The sequence below is a fragment of the Mesorhizobium sp. M1273 genome, from assembly GCF_040318195.1.
Lineage (GTDB): Bacteria > Pseudomonadota > Alphaproteobacteria > Rhizobiales > Rhizobiaceae > Mesorhizobium.
Genome location: NZ_JAMYLV010000029.1, coordinates 50,674 through 67,980, shown reverse-complemented (window position 1 = coordinate 67,980; position 17,307 = coordinate 50,674). Strand labels below are relative to the sequence as shown.

Sequence of the window (17,307 nt, the reverse complement as noted above, 5' to 3'; positions counted from 1 at the left end):
TGCGGCGTCCGTTGGAATTTTGCGAAACAGGTCGCTCGTCCTGTTTTCATGTCGGCCGCAATGATGCGGCCGGTTGCACGGCTTGTTTCAGCCCGTCCAAACGGCGCGGCGGCCTAATGGTCCCACCAATAATATTCCCAGTATTCGCGCCGCTGCTCACGGTCCGGCAGTCCCATGTCCTGCCTCAGATAATCGTCTTGCGGGGGCAGCCGGCGCCGCCTGCCCAGCAGACGCGAAGGCAGCGCCGCGGCGATCCGCCATAGACGGCCAAGCAGGGAACCGCCGGGGTTTCCCACGACAGGCGCCGGTTCGCCGACCGGCATGCTATCAGGCATGTCGCAATTGCCGCGGATGGCAGTTTGATACTCACCCTTTTGTCCGCCACTTGGGGTTTGCCTGCCATCAACGGTAAAAGTAGGGGTCAAGAACCCGCACCTCCGTGATCTTGTCGACAGGCAGCGAATTCTTCTGGGCGGTGCTGCGGATCGCCTCGGGCGAGGGCGCGTCGTAGATGCAGAAGCTGCGCTTCTTGTCCGGCGACACGTAGGACTGCAGCCAGGTAACGCCCTTTTCGGCATTGCGCATGATGACACCGCCCAGCGCGTCGGCGCCGGCTTCGTTCATCGGCACGTTGAGGCCGTCCGGGAATGTGCGTTCAATCAGATAGCGAGGCATGGAAGCCTTCCTTTCTCCAGTGGGTCACGCCCGGTTTGAGCGCGGCTCGACATTGATCACGCCCGGCAAGAGCGCACATCGGAGCCTTTCCCCATTTTTGGCGGGACGATTCCCTATGTTGGCAGCGTTATGAGCGGGGGATATGTTGGCGGGTCCATCGCGGGTCCGCCTTTTCGGCGAACTCGATCTGCGTGAGCGAATGATGCTTCTGGAACGGCAGAAACAGCTGGAGCGACTCGACGGGCTGCTGGCCGATGCCGGGCGCGGCCGTGGCTGCGTCGCGGTGCTTGCTGGCGAGGCCGGGGCCGGCAAGACCGCGCTTGTAGAGGCCTTCATCGACCGGACTGCGCAAGCCACGCGCATATTCCGCAGCGCCTGCGAGGATCTGTCGATACCCGATCCGCTCGGGCCGCTTTACGATCTGGCGCGGGACGCGCAATGGGCGCTGCCGCAGGCGATCGATCATCGGCAAGGACAGAGGCTGCCGCTGTTTTCGGATGCACTCGACATCTTCGAGACAAAGGCGCAGCCGACCCTGCTGGTGATCGAGGACTTGCACTGGGCCGATGATGCGACGCTCGATTTCGTCCGCTTTCTCGGCCGGCGCATCGCCAACAGGCATCTCTTGCTGCTGCTGACGGCGCGCACCGATCGCAGCGAGGGACAGATGCGGGTGCGCCGCGCGCTCGGCGAGATACCGGCAGGCAGCGTCGCGCGCATCGACGTGCCGCTGCTCAGCGAGTCGGCGGTGCTGTCGCTGGCCGAGGCGGCGGGGCGCGATGGCGATGCCATCTACCGGGCGACGGCGGGCAACGCCTTTTTCGTCACCGAACTGTTGTGCAGCGGATGCGAGGAAAAAACGGCGCTGCCGGCAAGCGTGCGCGACGCGGTTCTGGCGCGGGCCGAGCGCCTGTCGGCCGGCGCCCGCGCGATGCTCGACGCGGTGTCGGTGTTTCCACGCCGGGCCGATGCCTGGGCGTTGCAGGGCCTGTGCGGCGTCGCCAGCGCCGGCCAGCTTGCCGAATGCGTCGCCAACGGCTTGCTGGAGGATCAGGGCGATGGCTATGCGTTCCGGCACGAGATCGCCCGCCGCGCCATCGAGGCGATGCTGACGACGAGCCACCGGCGGCAGTTCAACCAGCGCGCCCTGGCCGCCCTGCTCGAAAACAATGAGGTCTCCACCGGCCGCCTGGTGCATCACGCGGTGGAGGCGCACAATCTGCAGGCAGTGCGCGAGCTGGCCCCGGTTGCGGCGCGCGAGGCCTCCCGCGTCGGCGCCCATCGCGATGCGGCCGGCTTCTATGAAGCCGTGTTGCGGCAGGCCGACGGCCTGCCGGTGGAGGAGCGCACGGCGCTCCATGAGAAATATGCCTTCGAGTGCCACCTCATCGGCAAGATCGACGAGGCCATCGCCGCGCAGGACCAGGCGCGCCGGCTGCATCAGGCCCAGGGGAATACGGCGAAGGAAGGGGATTGCCTCAGATGGCTGTCGCGCTTTGCTTACCTGCTTGGCGACCGCATGGCTGCCGATGCCCTTGGCGAGCAGGCGGTTCAGCTGCTGGAGACCGCGCCGGCCGGGCCGGAGCTCGCCATGGCCTATTCCAACCTCTCGCAACTGGCGATGCTGGCCGAAAGGCTCGACGACACGCTGCGGCTCGGCAACAAGGCGATTGCGCTCGCCGAACAACTGAACCGGCCCGACATCGTCTGCCACGCGCTCAACAATGTCGGCAGCGCCGAGCAGTGGCTGGATCTGGGAAACGGACGGCTGCACCTTGCTCGCAGCCTGGAGATCGCGCTGGAGCAGAATTTTCAGGAACATGCGGCGCGCGCCTTCACCAACAGCGCCTGCAGCGAGATGAACCAGCTCGGCTTCGCTGAGGCGCGGTCGTTCCTCGATCGCGGCATCAACTATTGCGTCGAAAACGACCTCGTCACCTGGCGCGACTATATGCGCGGCGTGCTGGCCCAGTTGCTGCTGCGCCAGGGGCAATGGGAAGAGGCTGCCGGCGAGGCGCTCGAGGTGATCGCCAACGACCAGGCGACGATGCTGGTCCGCTATCCCGCCGTGGTGGCCCTGGCAAAGCTGCGGATACGGCGCGGCGACCCGTCCGCCGAGCCGCTTTTTGCCGAAATGACGCAGTTCCTGGACAAGGGATTGGAATTGCAGCGGCTGGCGCCCTATGCGGCGCTGATGGCCGAACGGGCGTGGCTCGGCCAGGCTGACAAGGATGAGGCGCTCGGCCTGATCGCACTGGCTGAGAGCTTGTCGACGACGCGGGCGGTTTTCGGCGAGCTGGCGACGTGGCGGCAGAAGCTGGCGCCGGACATGGATCCAGGCGATACCGTCGGCATGGCTGCGCCCTACCGGCTGTTGCTCGCCGGCGACTGGCGGGCGGCGGCAGAACTATGGGCCGAGATGAACGCGCCCTACGAACGCGGGCTGGCGTTGGCAGAGGGCGACGAGACCGCGCAGCGCCTGGCGCTGGAGATTTTCGAAAGCCTCGGCGCCAGGCCGGTCGCCGTTCACCTGCGCGATATCATGCGCCGCAACGGCGTCAACGGCATCGCAAGGGGGCCGCGCCAAACCACGCGCGCCAATCGCGCCGGCCTGACCCAGCGCCAGATGGAGGTGCTGCAACTGATCGAGCGCGGCTTTTCCAACAAGCGGATCGCCGAGCACCTGACCATCTCGCCGAAGACGGTCGATCACCACGTCTCGGCGGTTCTGGGCAAGCTGGACGCGGTTTCGCGGGGTGAGGCGACGGCCGCGGCGCGCGATTCGGGGTTGATTTGAGCCTGTCTTCTTCGGGTCGCGATCCTTCGCGCCCCCCTCTGGCCTGCCGGCCATCTCCCCCTCAGGTGGGGAGATTGGCTAATCGCAAACGCTGGCTCTGCCCTTCGGGCACCTACTCCCCGTGAACGGGGCGAAGGAAAGCAGTGCCTTACGCAAACGCCCCATGACAATGCTTGTATTTTTTCCCTGACCCGCACGGGCAAGCCTCGTTGCGGCCGACCTTGCCCCAGGTGGCCGGGTTCTTCGGGTCGCGGTCTTCGGGGGCGACGACGGCGTTGGTCTCCTGGCGGACCAGCACGGCCGTCTCGCCACCTTCGAAATCGTCCTCGCCGGTGAAGCCGTCGATGTGGCTGCCGAACATGTCGGGGGCCTCGGGCGGCGGCGCTTCCGCCGCCTGGCGGACCAGCTCGACGCGCATCAATTGCGCGGTGACGGCCTGGCGCAGATTGCCCAGCATCGCCTGGAACAGCTCGAACGCTTCGCCCTTGTACTCCTGCAGCGGATCGCGCTGCGCATAGCCGCGGAAGCCGACGACCGAGCGCAGATGGTCGAGATTGACGATGTGCTCGCGCCACAGATGATCGAGCGTCTGCAGCACCACGGAGCGTTCGACATAGGTCATCACGTCGGGACCGAAGCGCTCGGCGCGTTCCTTGGCGGCGGCCTCGGCTGCCTGGCTGACGCGCTCGCGGATGTCGTCCTCGGCGATGCCTTCTTCCTTGACCCAGTCCTCGACCGGCAGATCGAGATTGAGGAATTCGGCGATCTCGGCCTTGAGGCCGGCGACGTTCCACTGCTCGGCATAGGCGTTTTCGGGAATGTTCTTGGCGACGATCTCCTCGATGACGCCTTCGCGCATCTCTGTGATGGTCTCGGACAGGCCCTCGCCGTCCATCAGCTCGATGCGCTGCTCGAACACCACCTTGCGCTGGTCGTTCGAGACGTCATCGTATTTCAAGAGGTTCTTGCGGATGTCGAAGTTGCGCGCCTCGACCTTCTTCTGCGCCTTTTCCAGCGCCTTGTTGATCCACGGATGGATGATCGCCTCGTCTTCCTTGAGGCCGAGCTTCTGCAGCATGCCGTCCATGCGCTCGGAACCGAAGATGCGCATCAAATCGTCCTGCAGCGACAGGAAGAATTTCGACCGGCCGGGATCGCCCTGGCGGCCCGAGCGGCCGCGCAACTGGTTGTCGATGCGGCGCGATTCATGGCGTTCGGTGGCCAGCACGTAGAGGCCGCCGGCGGCGAGCGCCTTTTCCTTCAGCCGGGCGATGTCGTCGCGGATTTCCTTTTCCCTGGCTTCGCGCTCGGGGCCGGCCGGCATGTCGCCAAGCTCCTCGGCGATGCGCATGTCGGCATTGCCGCCGAGCTGGATGTCGGTGCCGCGGCCGGCCATGTTGGTGGCGATGGTGATGGCGCCGGGCTTGCCGGCCTGGGCGACGATCGCCGCCTCGCGCTCGTGGTGGCGGGCGTTCAGCACCTCGAAATCCTTGAAACCTTCCTTGCGCAGGCGTTCGGCCAGCTGCTCGGACTTCTCGATGGAAGTCGTGCCGACCAGCGTCGGCTGGCCCTTGGCGCGGGCTTCCTTGATCTCCTTGACGATCGCCTTGTATTTCTCCTCGACCGTCCGGTAGACCTCGTCGTCTTCGTCAATGCGGATGACCGGCAGGTTGGTCGGGATCTCGGTGACGTCGAGATTGTAGATGTTGGCGAATTCCTCGGCCTCGGTCAGCGCCGTGCCGGTCATGCCGGCGAGCTTCTTGTAGAGGCGGAAATAGTTCTGGAAGGTGACCGAGGCGAGCGTCTGGTTTTCCGGCTGGATCGCCACATGCTCCTTGGCTTCGAGCGCCTGGTGGAGGCCCTCCGAATAACGGCGGCCGGGCATCATGCGGCCGGTGAACTCGTCGATGATGACGATCTCGCCGTTGCGCACGATATAGTCCTTGTCCCGCTGGAACAGCCGGTGCGCCTTCAGCGCGTTGTTGACGTGGTGGACGATGGCGACGTTCTCGACGTCATAGAGCGCCTCGCCCTTGAGCAGGCCGGCATCGCGCAGCATGTTCTCCAGCTTCTCGGTGCCTTCCTCGGTGAAGATCGAGGTCTTCTGCTTCTCGTCGATCTCGTAGTCCTGCGGCTGCAGCTGGATGATGAAGGTGTCGATGGTGTTGTACATTTCCGAACGGTCCTCGAGCGGACCGGAAATGATCAGCGGCGTGCGCGCTTCGTCGACCAGGATGGAATCGACCTCGTCGACGATGGCGTAGCTGTGACCGCGCTGCACCATCTGGGCGCGCTCGTATTTCATGTTGTCGCGCAGATAGTCGAAGCCGAGCTCGTTGTTGGTGGCGTAGGTGACGTCGGCGGCGTAGGCGACGCGGCGCTCCTCGTCGGACAGGCCGTGGACGATGACGCCGACCTTGAGGCCGAGGAATTTGTAGACGCGGCCCATCCATTCGGAGTCGCGCGTGGCTAGGTAGTCGTTGACGGTGACGACATGGACGCCATTGCCGGCGAGCGCATTGAGGTAGACCGGCAACGTCGCCACCAGCGTCTTGCCTTCGCCGGTGCGCATCTCGGCGATGCCGCCATTGTGCAGCACCATGCCGCCGATCAGCTGCACGTCGAACGGCCGCATGCCGAGCACGCGGCGGGCGGCCTCACGCACGGTGGCGAAGGCCGGCACCAGGAGGTCGTCGAGACTGGCGCCGTTGGCGATGTCCTGGCGGAATTTGTCCGTGCGGGCCTGAAGCTCGGCGTCGGAAAGCGCCTGCATCTCGTTTTCCATGGCATTGATCGCCTCGACGCGCGGCCGGGTCGATTTGACCCGACGATCGTTGGAGGAGCCGAAAACCTTACGGGCGAGACCGCCGAGACTGACCATCCAATGGCCCTTTCGATAGCATTCCAAGTCATTGCGACGGGCGCCGGCTGGCCCCATCAACTCCACGTGAACGCGGACAAATGCAAAAAGCGCCCGGAAAACGGTTCTGGACGCAAAGTCGTTGGACAGATAAGAGGGGGCTCATTCGATGTCAACGCCGCGCTCGCCCTGTCGACCGCGCCAAATTCCGCCACAATCTTGCTGGTCTGGAAGCCATTCCGCTCTAGCTATCCCGCTTTGGAGATAATCGTAATGTCAGTATTGTTCCGCCGCGCGTCGCTCGCCAGCCTTGGTCTGGCATTCGGGCTATCGGCCCTCTCGCTGTCGCCGCTGATGGCACAGGAGGCCGCCCCTGCCCAGCCGGCAGCACCCGCTCCGGCGGCCAAGCCGGTCGATCCGAACGCCGTGGTCGCCACCATCAACGGCCAGACGCTGACCGAGGCAGACCTTGGGCTTGCCGAGGGCGAGCTGTCACAGCAGTTCGCGCAGCTTCCGCCCGAGCAGCGCCGCGCCGCGGCGCTGTCGGCGGCGATCGAAATCCGCGTGATGGCGGCCCAGGCGGTGACCACCGGCCTCGACAAGGATCCCGACTTCCAGCGCCGCATGGCCTTCCTGCAGCAGCGCGCGCTGCATGGCGAAATGGTCGAGAAGGGCGTCGTCGACAAGGTTACCGATGCCGAGGTCCGCGCCCGCTACGACCAGGAAATCGCCAACACGCCGCCCACCAACGAGGTGCACGCCCGTCACATCCTCGTGAAGACGAAGGAAGAGGCAGACGCCATCATCAAGCAGCTCGACGGCGGCGCCGACTTCCAGAAGCTTGCCAACGAGCACACCAGCGATCCGAGCGGCAAGACCAGCGGCGGCGATCTCGGCTGGTTCGGACCTGGCCAGATGGTGCCGGAATTCGACAAGGCGGTGTTTGCGCTGGCGGTCGGCAAATATACCGACCAGCCGGTGCAGTCGCAGTTCGGCTGGCACGTCATCAAGGTCGAGGACAAGCGCACCAAGCAGCCGCCGGCGTTCGACCAGGTCAAGGACCAGGCGCGCCAGGCGGTCATCCGCGACAAGTATTTCGCGCTGGTCAAGTCGCTGCGCGCCAACGCCAAGGTCGACATCCCCGATGCGAACCTGAAGAAGACGGTCGACGCACTGGAAAGCGCCAAATAGGCCAGATTGGGCTACGACAGGGCGCGCTGCCGCCCTGTCGCTTCTATTTGGTAGGGCGAGCGATGATGCGTCGACGCCGCCGCCGGAGCGCCGTGGCGTCGCCGGCATCGTCAGCGACTATGCCTTTCAAGACATAGCCGACCGCCCTGCGCAGCGTCGCTTCGTCCTCGTCCAGGCGGTTCGTCAGAAGATGCGTCCAGGCGAACGAGGCGATCAGGTCGGCGACGACAGTGGCATCGACGTCGGCAGCTATTTCTCCCCTTGCCTTGGCGCGTTCGACCATCTGGCCGGTGTGGATGCGACGCCCTCTTGCATATTCGGCGAGGGCGGCGGCGGCTTTTTCGTCCGACTGCGCCTCGGCAATCAGCGATCTGAACACGCTGCCCGACGACGTGTCGCGCCAATGCGCGAACAAGCTCTTCAGAAAGCCGACGAGATCCTCCGCAAGGTTCCCGGTATCGGGATTGTCGACGCGCTTTTGCCGTTGATAAACGTCGAGCAGCAAGGCGGCCTTGCTTGGCCACCAGCGATAGATCGTCGGTTTTCCGGCGCGTGCGCGGCGCGCCACCGCCTCGATCGAGAAGCCGGAATAGCCAGCTTCGACCAGTACCGCCTCGGCGGCATCGAGAATCGCATCGGCGCTTTCCGGGCTGCGCCGTGCGCCAGCCGACTTGCGCCCGGGATCGGTGATTTCGCCCATCTCTTCTTCCTTACCCGCGATTTCGCCAGCCATCATATACAACTCTTGACGAAACGGAACGATCCGTTTTATATGTAACGGAACGTTCCGTAACGATAAGGAGAGTTTGATGAACTCGACCGCCGTGACCCGCTTTTCGCGCCTGCGCTTCGCCCTGCTGGTGCTGCTCGGCGTGTATCCACTGATCACTGCCATTTTGTACGTGGTTTTTCCGCTGACGCAGGAATGGCAAATCTGGCAGCGTACGCTGGTCATCGCGCCGCTGATGGTCTCGATCATGATCTGGGGACTGATTCCGGGCGTGCAGCGGGCGTTTCGCGGGTTCATCAACCCAGCGGTCCGCTGATGTTCATTCCAGCGCTTGCGACGTTTCCGACGCAACGCGCCACGCGCCATCGGCCAGCACGAGTTGCAGCATGACCCGTGCCTTGCCGGTCAGCCGTGGCGCCGAGTTGTCCTTTGGCACATAATCGTAGGTCATCGCGAAAACCGCATCGGCACGGTCCTTGCCATGCGGCGTCACCTCAAGGCTGCCGGGCTCGAGACCGAACGACCACGATGCCCATTGCGCGAACCAGTCGGTCTTGACCTTGACGATCGCCTCGCTGTCGTAGCGCGTGCCGTAGATGATGGCCGACGAACCGTAAAGCCGCTTGACGGTTTCGCGCATTTTCCCGGCATCAGGCGCCAGATAGTTTTCGCGCAAGAATTTTTCGATGGCACCCTCGTCGCCGACGGAGCGTTCGAGCGCAGCCACCTGCGACGCGGGAGCCGGGCTGACGGCCGGTTTCGGTTGCTGGGCAGTGTCTCCGCCCGGAACGAATTCGAAACGCTCGAGCAGCGACCCCTGCTCCCAGGGACGCTGCGCCTCGCGAGTTGCCGAAACGACGTCGCGGCGCACCGCAATCATCATGTCGTTGATGCTCTGTCCGGGCTCGGCCATATGCCGCAAAAGTGCCGCCGCAAACGGCGAGTTGCGTCCCGTCCCGTCCATTGCGACGGCGCCGGGCGCAGTCGAGAAGGCGATGAATGAGCCGCGTGTCGACTCGAACTGGGCAAGACCGGCGAGAGCCGTCGCCGAGCGCGTCGTGGCGCTGCGGCTGAGACTTCGGGCAAACGGGTTGTTGCGGCAGGCATCGAGGAAGACCAGGCTGACCTTGGTCTGCTGCTCCATGATGTCGAGAACCTCGTCGATCGGCACCGCCTCGAGCTGCAGCTTGACCGGCATGTCCAGCCGGGCGTCGACCGGCACGATGAAGTTGCGCCCGTCGACCTGCAGGCCGTGGCCGGCATAGTAGAACAGCCCGGCACCGGCACCCTGCAGCGCATCGGAGAATTCGCCGATCTTGCGTTCGAGCTCGCGCTTGCCGAGATCGTTGCCTTCGATCACCTCGAAACCGATGGCGCGCAGCTTGTCGGCGATGTCGAGCGCATCGTTGACGGGATTGGCCAGCGTGCCGGCTTCGGCGTAGCTGCCGTTGCCGACCACAAGCGCCACGCGCCGCGCCGTCTGCGCATCGGCGCGCAGCAGCAGAAAGCCCAGAAACGCCAGTGCCAAGACCACAAGCCTGCCCATGGGGCAGGATCATAGCGCTATCGGTCGCAGCGACGCCAACAAATTTGCAACAGCCTGCTTGCTGCATGAGGCGGTGTCAGGCTTCCGGCACCCGTAACGGCTGTGAAACGCCTTGCGCCAGCGCGTGCTATCGGGCAAACCGGCGTTCCTTTCGCGATTTTTCCCGCCCGGGGTCTTCCATGTCCACACAGGTTTCGCCGCTCGCGCCGAAGAAATATCCCAAGATGCCGGTGATCGAGGGCGTGCGCATCGCCACCGCCGAGGCCGGCATAAAATACAAGAACCGCACCGACTTGCTGGCCATGGTGTTCGACGCCGGCACCACCGTCGCCGGCGTGTTCACCAGGTCGAAATGCCCTTCGGCGCCGGTCGATTTCTGCCGGCAGAACCTCGTGGCTGGCAAGGCACGCGTGCTGGTTGTCAATTCCGGCAATGCCAATGCCTTTACCGGCCAGAAGGGCCGCGCCTCGACGGCACTCACGGGCGAGGTGGCGGCGAAAGCGGCCGATTGCACAGCGGGCGAGGTATTCCTGGCCTCGACCGGCGTCATCGGCGAACCGCTCGACGCCGGCAAGTTCAGCCATCTGCTGGCCGGGCTGGTCAAGGACGGCAAGCCGGAATTGTGGACCGAAGCCGCCAAGGCGATCATGACTACCGACACCTATCCCAAACTGGCGACCGCGACGGTCAAGCTCGGCGATGCCGACGTCACCATCAACGGTATCGCCAAGGGCGCCGGGATGATCGCGCCCGACATGGCGACGATGCTTTCCTTCATCGCCACCGATGCGCCGATCGCAGCACCGGTGCTGCAGGACCTCCTGTCGCGCGGCACGGCCAAGACCTTCAACGCGGTTACCGTCGACAGCGACACCTCGACCAGCGACACGCTGCTGATGTTCGCCACGGGTGCTGCCGCCAGGCGCGGCGCGCCGGCAATTTCCGACCCCAAGGATGCGCGCCTCGGCGCCTTCCGCCGTGCCCTCGGCAAGGTGCTGAAATCGCTGGCACTGCAGGTGGTGCGCGACGGCGAGGGCGCCCGCAAGCAGGTCGAGGTCACCGTCACCGGGGCCAAATCGGCCCGCTCGGCCAAGCGCATCGCGCTGTCGATCGCCAATTCGCCGCTGGTCAAGACGGCAGTCGCCGGCGAGGACGCCAATTGGGGCCGCGTCGTCATGGCTGTCGGCAAGGCCGGCGAACCGGCCGACCGCGACCTTCTGTCGATCTGGTTCGGCGACAACCGCCTGGCCTATCAGGGCGAGCGCGACGCCGCCTATTCCGAGGAGGCGACTTCGGCGTATATGAAGCGCGACGAGATCCGCATCCGCGCCGACATCGGCATCGGCCGCGGCAAGGCGACGGTGTGGACCTGCGATCTCACCAAGGAATATGTCGCCATAAACGGCGATTATCGGAGCTGATGGCGTTGGCTTCCAGACATCCGGCAAGCGTGTTGGCGATCGTGCGCCGCTATGAGGCGGCCGGCTTTCGCGCCTGGCCGGCGGCCGCCGTCCATTATGACGGCACCTGGGTGGTGCGGCTGACGGCCGGCCACCCGGCCAAGCGGCTGAACTCGGTCAATCCGCTCGATCCGGGCGACATCCAGCACATTGCCGAGCGCATCGGTCGCGCCAGCCGCCGCTTCGACGCCTATGGCAGGCCGCTGACCTTTCGCATCTCACCGCTGTCGGGGCCTGATCTTTCGAAGTACCTCGACAGCGAAGGCTGGAGTACGTTCGCGGAGTCGCTGGTCATGCGGCTGCCGCTGGCGGACGCCGCGCTCGACGATGCCATGGACCAGATTCCGTTGAAGGACATCAGCCGTTTCATCGGCGCGGCGCTCAAGGTGAGCGGCTCGGATGTGTCGCTGCGTCCGGGCCTGTCGGAGATCATCGGCGCCATCCAGCCGGAGGCCGGGCTGTTTGCGCTGGAGGCCGGCAGCGAACCGCTGGCAACGTTGATCTGCGTGCATGACGGCGACCTTGCCGGCCTGTTCGAGATCGCCACTGACAGGTCGGTGCGCAACCAGGGCCATGGCCGCCATCTCATCCGGTCGGCGCTGAAATGGGCGCGGCTGCGCGGGGCGCGGGAAGCCTGGCTGCAGGTCGAGGCGGACAACGCGCCGGCGCTGGCGCTCTACCGTTCGCTCGGATTCGACGAAGTCTATCGCTATCGCTATCGCCGGCCACCCGGCGCATGAGCGGCTTGGATACGATCGGCAAACGCCTGCTCCTGGTCGCGGCCTGCGCGCTGGTCGATGCCGATGGGCGCGTGCTTTTGGCGCAGCGGCCCGAAGGCAAGCAACTCGCCGGCCTGTGGGAGTTTCCGGGCGGCAAGGTCGAGCCCGGTGAGACGCCGGAACAATGCCTGATCCGCGAATTGTACGAGGAGATCGGCATCGAAACCGACATCCCTTGCCTGGCGCCACTCACCTTCGCCAGCCATTCCTACGATGATTTTCACCTGCTGATGCCGCTGTTCGTCTGCCGTCGGTTCCGCGGCATTGCCCAGCCGAAGGAAGGCCAGGTGCTGAAATGGGTGCGGCCGCGCCAGATGCGCGATTTTCCAATGCCGCCGGCCGATGCCCCGCTGATCCAGTTCCTCATCGATCTGCTGTAGCGGCCGACCTGCCGTAAATGGGGCAGCGCCGCAACGCGCCGGCAGCAGCGTTAATGAAAGATTTATCTGACCGTGAAAAATTGACGCTAGGCGGTTTCGCCGATTCCACCGCTGGGGAGCGATTTGCATGAGCCTTGAAAAGGACTGGGACTCGCCTTGGCCCGACCGCCTTCCTGGCGCCGCCAATGCCGGAATGGGAATATTGCGCATCGCCCTCTTATTCGGCTCGGCCGCGGTGGCTCTGGCCTTGATCGCGACGCCCTATCTCGACAGCCGGACCCGCTCGCAGTTTGCCCGCGACGGGCTTGATACGATGAGCACCGGCTCGATCGGCCAGCGCGACAGCTATACGCTACGCAAGAGCGTGCTGCAGCCGCTGCCCAGTTCGGTCTGCGTTATACGGGCCGATGGCAGAAGCAGCGGCGACTGCTGACCCCTCAACAGATCTTCAGGATTCGGCTGTCTCCTAGAATGCAGCTGGTTCCTAGAATGCAGCTGGTTCACCGCGCGTTAAGCCTGTCGCATTAACCTTTCTTAACGGGTCGGCGCTAGGTTCGGGCAAGAGGGATAGGCGCCCATGAAAATGTTGCTGCAACGATTTTTAGAAGACGAGAGGGGTGCGACGGCTATCGAATATGGTTTGATCGTCGCCGTTCTGTCGCTTGCCATTGTCGCTGGTATTGGCCAGGCTGCCGGCGCCATCCAGTGGTTGTTCAGCGACAACAGCAGCAAGCTTGCCAACGCTTTTGCACAGTGACCTGCTTAGCTTTTGCGTGGGATACGCTTAGCTTTTGCGCAAGGATGCGCTCAGGGGCCGCCGGGGTTTTCCAGGATTGTCTTCAGCGATATTTTTGCGGAGCCCGGCTTCAGCGGCTTTTGCTGAGAGGCATCGGGCGCCCAGCCTGACATCCAGACCATCGAGAAACTCGCCCTGACGCGGCCATCGGCATCCGAAAACCGCTCCGCATAGATTTCGGCGGCGCGCGCGAACAGCGCTCGCGTGCCCGGCCGCCTGCTGCGGTCGACAAGCGCGCTGGTCTCGCCCATGGCGCGCAGATCGGCGATCAGGCCAAATAGCGAATCGTAGCGCACCGTGATCGTCTCGACGTCGGCAACTGGCAGTGCCAGGCCGGCGCGCTGCAGCAGCGCGCCGGCGTCGCGGACGTCGGTGAACGGGATCACACGCGGGCTGGCGCCGCCATAGAGTTCGGTCTCGGCGGCAAGCAGGCTTTCGCGCAGTTCGGAGAGCGTGCCTGTGCCGGCGAAGGCGCCAAGGAAAAGCCCGTCCGGCTTCAGCGCCCGGCGGACCTGCACCAGCATGCCGGGAATGTCGTTCATCGCCTGCAGCGACAGCAGCGAGACTGCGAGGTCGAGGCTTTCCGGCTCGAATGGCACGGTTTCCAACGGCGCCAACAGTCCTGGCTGGCCACCCAGGAAAGCGGCGTCGGCCTCGACGCGCACGTTTTCCGTCACCTTGCCGCTTTCGGCGAGCACCTCTGCTGCTGCCGGCGTCTGGCAAAACAATGAGGCCGCCTTGCCGAACCTGCGTTCGACGGCGCCGAGCCGGTCGGCAAGATCCTCGGCCGCACGCCGCATGAGGAAATCCGCGCTGGCGATGGGGCGGGCCAGTGCCCGGCGCTTGCGCGCCAGCCAGAGCGAGGTGTCAATTACAGGCTGCAATGGGCAGGTCCTTGTGCTTCGCTCTCTGATATAGTGATGCGGAGGACCAACCACGTGGCCGATCCCATGCCAGAGATCAAGCGTATTGCGATCAAGAGCATTGCCCGCAAGGCATTGGGCTGGCCAGCGCGCCTCTTGTTCCCGCCCGTCTGTGCCGGCTGCCGCCGCCATGTCTCGCAGCCCGGCGTGTTGTGCGGCGCCTGCTGGCCGAAACTCAGGCTGCTGGAACGGCCGTGGTGCCCGGTGATGGGCACGCCGTTCACCCACAATATGGGTGAGGGTTTCCTGTCGGCGGAGGCGATAGTCGACCCGCCGCCGTTCGAGCGCGCGCGGGCGGCGGTCGCCTATTCCGGCGTTGCCCGCCAGATGGTGCAAGGGCTGAAATACCAGGACCGCACCGATCTGGCGCCGTGGATGGCGCGCTGGATGCTTCGCGCCGGTGCCGAGCTCATCGCCGAGGCCGATGTGGTCGTGCCGGTGCCGCTGCACTGGCGGCGTTTCTTCAGGCGGCAGTTCAACCAGTCGGCGGAACTGGCGCGGGCGGTGGCGCAACTCGGCGAGCGGCCTTTCGCGCCATCAGCCATCAGGCGCGTCAAACTCACGCGCCAGCAGGTCGGGCTGGAGCGGCGGGAACGCGAGGAAAATGTTCGCGCCGCATTCAAAGTGCCTGATGAGGCGGAGATCGAAATCACCGGCCGCCGGGTGCTGCTGATCGACGATGTCTACACCACCGGCGCCACCGTCCGCGCGGTCGCCAAGGCGTTGAAGAAGGGCGGTGCCGGCGCGGTCGACGTACTGACCTTCGCGCGTGTGCTGCCGGGGGACTTTCGGGCCGACGAATCGGCGCCTATATAGCCTAGGAACGAGGCAGGATTGCTGACCGATGGTCGATGTGACGATCTACACGCGGATGATGTGCGGCTATTGCACCGCGGCCAAGCGGCTGCTCGACAGGAAGGGTGTGACCTACACCGAGCACGACGCCTCCTTCTCGCCGGAGCTGCGCCAGGAGATGATCTCCCGCGCTCACGGCCGTTCCACCTTTCCGCAGATATTCATCGGCGACACGCATGTCGGCGGCTCTGACGATCTCCACGAATTGGAGGCGGAAGGACGGCTGGACAAATTGCTCGCCAACGGCTCGGCCAGATAAGGACATGACGATGGGTGGTTTCAAGGCGGCGGCGATCCAGATGCGTTCGGGAACCAGCCCGGAGCGCAATGCGGTCGATCTGGAACGGCTGGTGCGCGAGGCGGCAGGCCTTGGCGCGACCTATATCCAGACGCCGGAAATGACCGGCGCGCTGATCCGCGACAGCCAAGCGCGGGCCGCCTCGTTCACCTCCGAAGACAAGGACATCGTCGTCTCGACGTCGCGGCGGCTGGCCAAGGAGCTCGGCATTTTCCTGCATATCGGCTCGACCGCCATTCTGCGCGCCGACGGCAAGCTTGCCAACCGCGCCCTTCTGTTCGGGCCGGACGGCGCCACGATTGCCACCTACGACAAGATCCACATGTTCGACGTCGATCTCGACAATGGCGAGAGCTGGCGCGAATCCGCCGCCTATGAGCCTGGCACCGAGGCCGTCGTCGCCGAAGTCAATGGCGCGAAGCTCGGCTTTGCCGTCTGCTACGATCTGCGCTTTCCGCAGCTGTTCCGTGCCGAGGCGCTGGCCGGCGCCGATCTGCTTTCGGTGCCCGCCGCCTTCACCCGCCAGACCGGCGAAGCGCATTGGCACGTGCTGCTCAGGGCGCGCGCCATCGAGAACGGCGCCTATGTGGTTGCCGCCGCGCAAGGCGGCGTGCACGAGGACGGCCGCGAAACCTACGGCCATTCGCTGATCGTCGATCCCTGGGGCCGCATCGTCGCCGAAGCTGCGCATGACGAGCCGGCGGTGATCGTCGCCGAGATCGACCCGGCGCAGTCAGTCGCTGCGCGCAAGAAGATACCGAATCTCAAAAACGCACGCGATTTTGCCGTAAACGCCGGTTCGGCGGAGGCAATGCCGCTCAGGGGTGCCGCCTCTTGATCCGCTTTTCCCTGATCTGCGAACACGAGCACGAATTCGAGGCCTGGTTCCGCAGCAACGACGATTTCGACACCCAGAAGAGGCGCGGTTTCGTCGATTGCCCGGCCTGCGGCTCGCACAAGGTCGACAAGGCGCTGATGGCGCCTGCCGTCTCCACCGGGCGCAAGCGCGAAAGCATCGCGCTGGCCATGGGCGAGGCGCAGAAGCAGGCGCTGGCGCAGCTCAAGGCCCTGGCCGACAAGGTGCGCGAGAATGCCGACTATGTCGGCGACAAATTCGCCGAGGAAGCGCGCAAGATCCATTTCGGTGAAAGCGATCCGCGCGGTATCTATGGCGAGGCGACACTGGACGAGGCCAAGAGCCTCGCAGAAGACGGCGTCGAGTTCATGCCTATTCCAAGCTTCCCCGACGACCGCAACTGAGGAAAGTCTTGCCCCATCCGGAGAAGACTGAAAAGCGGCGTGGTTCAGAGGTAGTGATCCGTGTTTTCAGCTGGTTGGCTATAAAGTCGATCGACAAGAGGACGATCGATGGGTTGCCAGTTTTCTATAATGGCGAGAGCGGTGGGAAAGATGCAGATAAGGTTGCCGCCGCGCTGCGGTTGATTCAAGAATTTGACCCTGTTCGATACAGCCGTCTGGTCCGCGATCTCAAACGGATCTGGATTACAATCAATCCAGGTGCCGCTGCGCAATTTGTGAAATCGACTTCGACTTGCGAGCTTGATCGGCGATTTGTTCTAGGCGAGCACACGCTGACCGACCAGATCGCCAGCGCGATAGTGCATGAGGCGACGCATGCGCGTCTCCGTCAGCGAGGCATTGGCTATGAGGAGGAATTGCGCCACCGGGTGGAGTGGGTTTGCATGAGACGTGAACTGGCTTTTGCGGCGAAACTGCCGGACGGGGCGAGTATTCGTCAATGGGTCGAAGCTCGACAAACGGAACCCTCGGATTTTTCCAATGTAGCGATGAATGGTCGGCAAATTGATAGCGCGCGTGATGCCTTGCTCCATCTCAATGCTCCAGGTTGGCTGGCAGACTTGATCGTCTTTTTCGCACGGCAGCGATATCAGAGGCGTATCAGGCGACAAGAAGCTGAAGCGCATTTCGACAAGCGAAAATGATGCTCCGTTTCGCTTGTGGGGATTCGCTTCCGCCCAGAGCGGCGATGCCGCCG

Annotated in this window: 19 protein-coding genes; 13 read left to right on the top strand and 6 right to left on the bottom strand. The window is 64.5% G+C overall.

What is annotated here, in order from left to right:
* Positions 1–113: 113 nt before the first annotated feature.
* The gene (locus tag NKH30_RS24890; RefSeq protein WP_352743846.1) at positions 114–335 is read right to left on the bottom strand and encodes a hypothetical protein; all 222 of its coding nucleotides are present in this window, start codon (positions 333–335) and stop codon (positions 114–116) included.
* A gap of 67 nt (positions 336–402) precedes the next feature.
* Complete coding sequence (locus NKH30_RS24885; protein ID WP_352767987.1) at positions 403–675, bottom strand: DUF4242 domain-containing protein; 273 nt, start codon at positions 673–675, stop codon at positions 403–405.
* Between the two features lie 142 nt (positions 676–817).
* Here NKH30_RS24885 and NKH30_RS24880 point away from each other — a divergent pair, with 142 nt between their 5' ends.
* Positions 818–3,472 (top strand): helix-turn-helix transcriptional regulator, encoded by a 2,655-nt coding sequence (locus NKH30_RS24880; protein WP_352767985.1) that lies wholly within the window; start codon positions 818–820, stop codon positions 3,470–3,472.
* A gap of 148 nt (positions 3,473–3,620) precedes the next feature.
* On the opposite strand, the gene secA is transcribed toward NKH30_RS24880, so the two are convergent.
* On the bottom strand, positions 3,621–6,353 hold the full coding sequence (gene secA / locus NKH30_RS24875) for a preprotein translocase subunit SecA (RefSeq protein WP_352767982.1): 2,733 nt from the start codon (positions 6,351–6,353) through the stop codon (positions 3,621–3,623).
* Positions 6,354–6,605: 252 nt separating this feature from the next.
* On the opposite strand from secA, the gene NKH30_RS24870 reads away from it, so the two are divergent.
* Positions 6,606–7,523, top strand: coding sequence for a peptidylprolyl isomerase (locus tag NKH30_RS24870; protein WP_352456658.1), 918 nt, complete (start codon positions 6,606–6,608; stop codon positions 7,521–7,523).
* Positions 7,524–7,566: 43 nt separating this feature from the next.
* On the opposite strand, the gene NKH30_RS24865 is transcribed toward NKH30_RS24870, so the two are convergent.
* Entirely contained in the window at positions 7,567–8,223 is a 657-nt protein-coding gene (locus NKH30_RS24865) for a TetR/AcrR family transcriptional regulator (protein ID WP_352745514.1), read from the bottom strand.
* A 109-nt stretch (positions 8,224–8,332) separates the two neighbouring features.
* Between NKH30_RS24865 and NKH30_RS24860 the strand changes: the two genes are divergently transcribed.
* Positions 8,333–8,569 (top strand): putative antibiotic biosynthesis monooxygenase, encoded by a 237-nt coding sequence (locus tag NKH30_RS24860; protein WP_352471336.1) that lies wholly within the window; start codon positions 8,333–8,335, stop codon positions 8,567–8,569.
* 3 nt (positions 8,570–8,572) lie between these two features.
* Here NKH30_RS24860 and NKH30_RS24855 read toward each other — a convergent pair whose 3' ends face one another.
* A complete protein-coding gene (locus tag NKH30_RS24855) occupies positions 8,573–9,799 on the bottom strand; it encodes a caspase family protein (RefSeq protein WP_352997413.1) in 1,227 nt (408 codons plus the stop codon).
* Positions 9,800–9,978: 179 nt separating this feature from the next.
* On the opposite strand from NKH30_RS24855, the gene argJ reads away from it, so the two are divergent.
* The 5 genes from argJ to NKH30_RS24830 all read left to right on the top strand — a co-directional run bounded on the left by argJ (position 9,979) and on the right by NKH30_RS24830 (position 13,175).
* Positions 9,979–11,220: a bifunctional glutamate N-acetyltransferase/amino-acid acetyltransferase ArgJ gene (gene argJ, locus NKH30_RS24850; RefSeq protein WP_352471333.1), complete on the top strand. Its 1,242-nt coding sequence runs from the start codon at positions 9,979–9,981 to the stop codon at positions 11,218–11,220.
* Positions 11,220–11,999: a GNAT family N-acetyltransferase gene (locus NKH30_RS24845; protein ID WP_352471332.1), complete on the top strand. Its 780-nt coding sequence runs from the start codon at positions 11,220–11,222 to the stop codon at positions 11,997–11,999. The genes argJ and NKH30_RS24845 overlap by 1 nt, the downstream gene beginning before the upstream one ends.
* Positions 11,996–12,418 (top strand): (deoxy)nucleoside triphosphate pyrophosphohydrolase, encoded by a 423-nt coding sequence (locus tag NKH30_RS24840; protein WP_023677979.1) that lies wholly within the window; start codon positions 11,996–11,998, stop codon positions 12,416–12,418. Before NKH30_RS24845 ends, NKH30_RS24840 begins: the two co-directional genes overlap by 4 nt.
* 127 nt (positions 12,419–12,545) lie before the next feature.
* Positions 12,546–12,851: a hypothetical protein gene (locus NKH30_RS24835; RefSeq protein WP_023677980.1), complete on the top strand. Its 306-nt coding sequence runs from the start codon at positions 12,546–12,548 to the stop codon at positions 12,849–12,851.
* Between the two features lie 144 nt (positions 12,852–12,995).
* Positions 12,996–13,175, top strand: a complete 180-nt coding sequence (locus tag NKH30_RS24830; protein WP_023677981.1) for a Flp family type IVb pilin — start codon at positions 12,996–12,998, stop codon at positions 13,173–13,175.
* A 50-nt stretch (positions 13,176–13,225) separates the two neighbouring features.
* Here the strand turns inward: NKH30_RS24830 and NKH30_RS24825 are convergent, their stop codons facing one another.
* Positions 13,226–14,098, bottom strand: coding sequence for a methyltransferase domain-containing protein (locus tag NKH30_RS24825; protein ID WP_352997412.1), 873 nt, complete (start codon positions 14,096–14,098; stop codon positions 13,226–13,228).
* A 54-nt stretch (positions 14,099–14,152) separates the two neighbouring features.
* Here NKH30_RS24825 and NKH30_RS24820 point away from each other — a divergent pair, with 54 nt between their 5' ends.
* Genes NKH30_RS24820 through NKH30_RS24800 form a run of 5 tightly spaced genes read left to right on the top strand, consistent with a single transcriptional unit; the run spans position 14,153 to position 17,254 of the window.
* Entirely contained in the window at positions 14,153–14,953 is an 801-nt protein-coding gene (locus tag NKH30_RS24820; RefSeq protein WP_352997411.1) for a ComF family protein, read from the top strand.
* 28 nt (positions 14,954–14,981) lie between these two features.
* Entirely contained in the window at positions 14,982–15,251 is a 270-nt protein-coding gene (grxC, locus tag NKH30_RS24815; RefSeq protein WP_352491813.1) for a glutaredoxin 3, read from the top strand.
* Positions 15,252–15,261: 10 nt separating this feature from the next.
* Positions 15,262–16,128, top strand: coding sequence for a carbon-nitrogen hydrolase family protein (locus tag NKH30_RS24810; RefSeq protein WP_352491812.1), 867 nt, complete (start codon positions 15,262–15,264; stop codon positions 16,126–16,128).
* Positions 16,125–16,550, top strand: coding sequence for a DUF1178 family protein (locus tag NKH30_RS24805; RefSeq protein WP_352471325.1), 426 nt, complete (start codon positions 16,125–16,127; stop codon positions 16,548–16,550). The genes NKH30_RS24810 and NKH30_RS24805 overlap by 4 nt, the downstream gene beginning before the upstream one ends.
* Positions 16,551–16,558: 8 nt before the next feature.
* On the top strand, positions 16,559–17,254 hold the full coding sequence (locus NKH30_RS24800; RefSeq protein ID WP_352997410.1) for a hypothetical protein: 696 nt from the start codon (positions 16,559–16,561) through the stop codon (positions 17,252–17,254).
* The last annotated feature ends 53 nt before the right edge of the window (positions 17,255–17,307 follow it).

Excerpts from the sequence above, each read along its gene's own strand:
- NKH30_RS24890 (WP_352743846.1), bottom strand. The coding sequence starts at position 335 with ATGCCTGATAGCATGCCGGTCGGCGAACCGGCGCCTGTCGTGGGAAAC.
- NKH30_RS24885 (WP_352767987.1), bottom strand. The coding sequence starts at position 675 with ATGCCTCGCTATCTGATTGAACGCACATTCCCGGACGGCCTCAACGTG.
- NKH30_RS24880 (WP_352767985.1), top strand. The coding sequence starts at position 818 with ATGTTGGCGGGTCCATCGCGGGTCCGCCTTTTCGGCGAACTCGATCTG.
- secA (WP_352767982.1), bottom strand. The coding sequence starts at position 6,353 with ATGGTCAGTCTCGGCGGTCTCGCCCGTAAGGTTTTCGGCTCCTCCAAC.
- NKH30_RS24870 (WP_352456658.1), top strand. The coding sequence starts at position 6,606 with ATGTCAGTATTGTTCCGCCGCGCGTCGCTCGCCAGCCTTGGTCTGGCA.
- NKH30_RS24865 (WP_352745514.1), bottom strand. The coding sequence starts at position 8,223 with ATGGGCGAAATCACCGATCCCGGGCGCAAGTCGGCTGGCGCACGGCGC.
- NKH30_RS24860 (WP_352471336.1), top strand. The coding sequence starts at position 8,333 with ATGAACTCGACCGCCGTGACCCGCTTTTCGCGCCTGCGCTTCGCCCTG.
- NKH30_RS24855 (WP_352997413.1), bottom strand. The coding sequence starts at position 9,799 with ATGGGCAGGCTTGTGGTCTTGGCACTGGCGTTTCTGGGCTTTCTGCTG.
- argJ (WP_352471333.1), top strand. The coding sequence starts at position 9,979 with ATGTCCACACAGGTTTCGCCGCTCGCGCCGAAGAAATATCCCAAGATG.
- NKH30_RS24845 (WP_352471332.1), top strand. The coding sequence starts at position 11,220 with ATGGCGTTGGCTTCCAGACATCCGGCAAGCGTGTTGGCGATCGTGCGC.
- NKH30_RS24840 (WP_023677979.1), top strand. The coding sequence starts at position 11,996 with ATGAGCGGCTTGGATACGATCGGCAAACGCCTGCTCCTGGTCGCGGCC.
- NKH30_RS24835 (WP_023677980.1), top strand. The coding sequence starts at position 12,546 with ATGAGCCTTGAAAAGGACTGGGACTCGCCTTGGCCCGACCGCCTTCCT.
- NKH30_RS24830 (WP_023677981.1), top strand. The coding sequence starts at position 12,996 with ATGAAAATGTTGCTGCAACGATTTTTAGAAGACGAGAGGGGTGCGACG.
- grxC (WP_352491813.1), top strand. The coding sequence starts at position 14,982 with ATGGTCGATGTGACGATCTACACGCGGATGATGTGCGGCTATTGCACC.
- NKH30_RS24810 (WP_352491812.1), top strand. The coding sequence starts at position 15,262 with ATGGGTGGTTTCAAGGCGGCGGCGATCCAGATGCGTTCGGGAACCAGC.